The 3691-nt window shown below is 70.8% G+C and carries 4 protein-coding genes; 3 read left to right on the top strand and 1 reads right to left on the bottom strand.

The annotated features are described in order from the left end of the window. Positions 1 to 196 (bottom strand): hypothetical protein (locus G6018_RS08055; protein WP_182639343.1); only part of this gene is annotated, 196 nt, incomplete at its 3' end. Between the two features lie 167 nt (positions 197 to 363). On the opposite strand from G6018_RS08055, the gene G6018_RS08050 reads away from it, so the two are divergent. From G6018_RS08050 to G6018_RS08040, 3 genes are read left to right on the top strand one after another with little or no spacing between them, the layout of a single operon-like run. After that, complete coding sequence (locus G6018_RS08050; RefSeq protein ID WP_259846658.1) at positions 364 to 1596, top strand: pyridoxal phosphate-dependent aminotransferase family protein; 1233 nt, start codon at positions 364 to 366, stop codon at positions 1594 to 1596. Next, on the top strand, positions 1593 to 2507 hold the full coding sequence (locus tag G6018_RS08045) for an NAD-dependent epimerase/dehydratase family protein (protein ID WP_182639341.1): 915 nt from the start codon (positions 1593 to 1595) through the stop codon (positions 2505 to 2507). The genes G6018_RS08050 and G6018_RS08045 overlap by 4 nt, the downstream gene beginning before the upstream one ends. A gap of 47 nt (positions 2508 to 2554) precedes the next feature. After that, positions 2555 to 3664, top strand: coding sequence for an acyl-CoA dehydrogenase family protein (locus G6018_RS08040; RefSeq protein WP_182639340.1), 1110 nt, complete (start codon positions 2555 to 2557; stop codon positions 3662 to 3664). Positions 3665 to 3691 lie beyond the last annotated feature (27 nt).

Raw genomic sequence — 3691 nt, 5'->3', positions numbered from 1 at the left:
TCCGCCGTTCGGCGACGGCGGACGGCGTGGAGTCGGCGCGGAACCCCCCGGGGGTCAGGGACTCCTCCACGCCGCCGGCGGAGAGCGCTCCCAGCACGGCCAGGATCAGCGCCGCGGCGAGCGGCCACCCTCTCGCCAGGACCGACCGTCGGCGGTGAGCACGCGGCGTCGTCCGGGGCTCGGCTCTGTGACTCATGGGGCTCCTCATTCAGTCGTCCCCCTCATTCGTTCCTGATCCCGAGGCGGATGGGCGACGAGCGCACGGACGGTGAGGAGACCCGGACGGTGAGGATTCACTCGTTCGACCCATCCGGTCCACGGAAGGGGCCGAACCACCGGGACATCCCACAGGAAGGACTTCCCGTGAACCACCCACTCATCGAACGCCTCGCGACAGACGAACGGGTCCAATTGTTCTCGACCCTCCAGGACGCGGGCCAGAGCCCCTACTACCGGACGATGCACTCCAGCACCGGCGCGACGAGCAACGTCCAGGGCGTGGACCGGATCATGCTCGGCTCCAACAACTACCTCGGCCTGGCGCGCCACCCCGAGGTCATCGAGGCCACCACCGAGGCGGTCCGTCGGTTCGGATCGGCGAGCACCGGCAGTCGCCTGCTCAACGGGACGATGTCACTGCACGAGGAGCTCGAGGCGGAGATCGCGGACTGGTTCGGCACCGAGGACGCGCTGTGCTTCTCGACCGGGTACCAGACCAACCTCGGTACCCTCGGCGCCCTGGTCGGCGAGCGGGACGCGGTCGTCATCGACGAGTTCGCCCACGCCTCGCTGCGTGACGGCCTGCGGATGGCGCGCACCTCGGTCCACCCGTTCCGCCACAACGACCTGGGCGCACTCGAGGATGCCCTGATCACGGCACGCCGCGGATCCCCGGAGCAGATCCTCGTGGTCGTCGACTCCCTCTACTCGATGGAGGGCAGCCTCGCGCCCCTGTCCGGGGTCGCGGAGCTCGCCCGGTCGTTCGGCGCCGCGCTCATGGTCGACGAGGCCCACGCCATGGGCCTGTACGGCCCGACCCGGCGGGGCTGGGTCGAGGAGACCGGGACGGTGGACGCCGTGGACGTGACCATGGCGTCGTTCTCCAAGTGCTCGGCCTCCTGTGGCGGGTTCATCACCGGTAGCTCCGACCTCGTGACCGGGCTCAGGGTCACGGCGCGGCCGATGATCTTCAGCACGTCCTCGGTCCCCGCCGCGACCGCCTCCTCCCTCGCCTCGATCCGGCTGATGCGGACCGACGAGGGTGCGGCGCGCACCGAGGCGGTGCGCCGGAACTCGATCCTGCTGCGGGCCGAACTGGGCGACAAGGGGATCGAGTGCACCTCCGGCCTCACCGGCGACGAGTGGTCGCCCATCGTTCCCGTTCCCGTCGGCGACGACCTCCGCGCGGTCCACGTGTGGAACCTGTTGCTCGAGCGAGGCGTCTACACCGGTGTCGCTGTCCATCCGGCGGTCCCGGCGACCGGTGCGATCCTCCGTCTGTGCGTGACGGCGGACCACACGGAGGAGCAGCTGGTCGAGGCCGCCAGGGCGATCGCCGACATCCTCGCCGTCACCCGGGAGCTCTCCGCCCTATGAGGGTGGTCCTGACCGGGGCGTCCGGTGATTTCGGTACCGCGCTCCTGCGCGGTCTGATCCTCCGCGAGGAGGTCGACCACGTGGTCGCCCTGGCGCGGTCACCGTTGCGGGTGCGGGACCCGAAGATCGAGCAGCGGACCGTCGACATCACCTCCGACGACCTCGACGAGGTCTTCGCGGGCGCCGACGCGGTGATCCACTGCGCCTTCATGGTCGAGGAGCCGCGCGACAAGGAGTCGGCGCGGATCGTCAACGTCGACGGCTCCCGACGGGTCCTCCGCGCTGCCGACTCCGCCGGCGCCCGGGTGTGCGTGATGACCTCGAGCATCAACGCCTACGGCCCCCGCGGCGGCCCCGAGATCATCGACGAGACCGCACCGATCGGCGCCGGCGAGGAGCACTACTACTTCCACCACAAGGCACTCGTGGAGGAGGACGTGCGCCGGTGGCGACGAGGCTCCGACGGCCGCATGGCGACGGCGGTCCTGCGCCCGACCTACGTGGTGGGGCCCGACATGTCGAACTCCGGGTTGGAGACCATGCGGTCGCGCGTCGTCCTGCACCCGAGCCCCGGGAAGTCCTACTTCCAGTTCCTGCACCAGGACGACCTCGTCGACGCGTACCTGCGGGTGCTGCTCGCCGGCGTGGACGGCGAGTTCAACCTCGGTCCCGAGGGCGCCCTCACCGTCTCCCAGCTGTGCCGACTCAACCGCTCGGTCTGCGTCCCCGTGCCGCTGAGCGCCGCCCGACGCCTGGCCGACCTCGGGTTCCGGCTACGACTGCTGCCTTATTCCTCCCACTGGGTGACCTGCGGAGAACCGGTCACCACGTCACGACGACTCAGGGACGCCACCGGCTGGACGCCGCGGTACGACTGCACCGAGGCCGCCCGCCTGATGCTCGCCGGCTGATCCGGGCCCGAGCCCGCACCCACCCGACCGTGAACCGAAAGGACCCCATGCTCCTCACCTCCGAGAACCAGACCCTCGACTCCTACGCCCCCGGGCTGCGAGAACGCCTGTACGGCCACGGCCTCCTCGCCAACGAGGGCGCCCAGAGCACCGCCGTGGCCGACTGGTCCGACACCGGCGGGACCAGTCTCATCGTCCCCACCGCGCTGGGCGGTGCGGGCGCGAGCGCGGTCGACGCGGTGCGGTTCCAGACCGCCATCGGCGCGGTCGCCCCCTCCCTCGCGGCCGCGACCACGATGCACCACCTGTCGTGCGCGACCCTCTTCGAGGCCGCCGAGGACGCCTCGCAGGAGGAGCGCGACCTCATCAGGGCGCTGGTCGAGGGCGGCACCGTGATGGCCTCCGGTTTCTCCGAGGGTTCCCCCGGGGGATCGGTGTTCCGCCCGACCATGACCGCCCGCCGGGACGGTGACGACTATCTCCTCTCCGGCCGCAAGGCCCCCTGCAGCCTGTCGAGGTCCATGAGTCTCCTGGTGGCGAGCGCCCTCGTGGACGACTCCGAGCGGGCCGTCGTCCTGGTCTTCGACGGTGCCGAGGGGTTGCGTCGGGAGGAGTTCTGGAAGAGCCCCGTCCTCGCGGCGGCCGAGAGCGACGCGCTCATCCTCGACGACGTCCGGGTCGAGTCCGACATGGTCTTCCTGACCTCCGAGAACGATCCCGACGATGTGCACGAGATGACCGGCTACCTGTGGTTCGGGTTGCTCATCAGCGCCTGCTATCTCGGGGTGGCCACGCGTATGGTCGAGCGGCTCACCGATCGCGACCGCCTCGACCCGAAGCTGTTCTCCTCGGCGCTCGCCGAGGTCGAGACCATGCGGACCGCCCTGCACGCGGTGGCTCGCGAGTTCGACGAGGGTGCTCGCGGTGGCGACGTCTCGGCTCGTCTCGCGCTGGTCCGGTGGTCGATGCGCGACGCACTGGTGAGGGTGCAGTCGATGGTCCGCGAGGCCGTCGGGGGATTCGCCTACATGCAGGACCCGGAGCTCGCCTACGCCTTCGAGGCCGTCCAGGTGTTCGGCTACCACCCGCCCTCGCGCCGGGACACCGCCGACAGGTTGGTGCAGTGGGCGCGCGGGGAGGACTTCCGCTACGTTTGAACCGGGGCCGGGGCCGGGGCCGGGGCC

Origin of the sequence: Dietzia sp. DQ11-44 (assembly GCF_014145205.1) — a bacterium.
In the GTDB taxonomy this organism is placed as follows: domain Bacteria; phylum Actinomycetota; class Actinomycetes; order Mycobacteriales; family Mycobacteriaceae; genus Dietzia; species Dietzia natronolimnaea.
Note: the sequence above shows the minus strand (reverse complement) of the source record. Positions and strands in the feature narration are given on the sequence as shown.

Bases quoted from the DNA above. Each gene is read 5' to 3' on its own strand.
- G6018_RS08045 (WP_182639341.1), top strand. From the start codon at position 1,593: ATGAGGGTGGTCCTGACCGGGGCGTCCGGTGATTTCGGTACCGCGCTC.
- G6018_RS08040 (WP_182639340.1), top strand. From the start codon at position 2,555: ATGCTCCTCACCTCCGAGAACCAGACCCTCGACTCCTACGCCCCCGGG.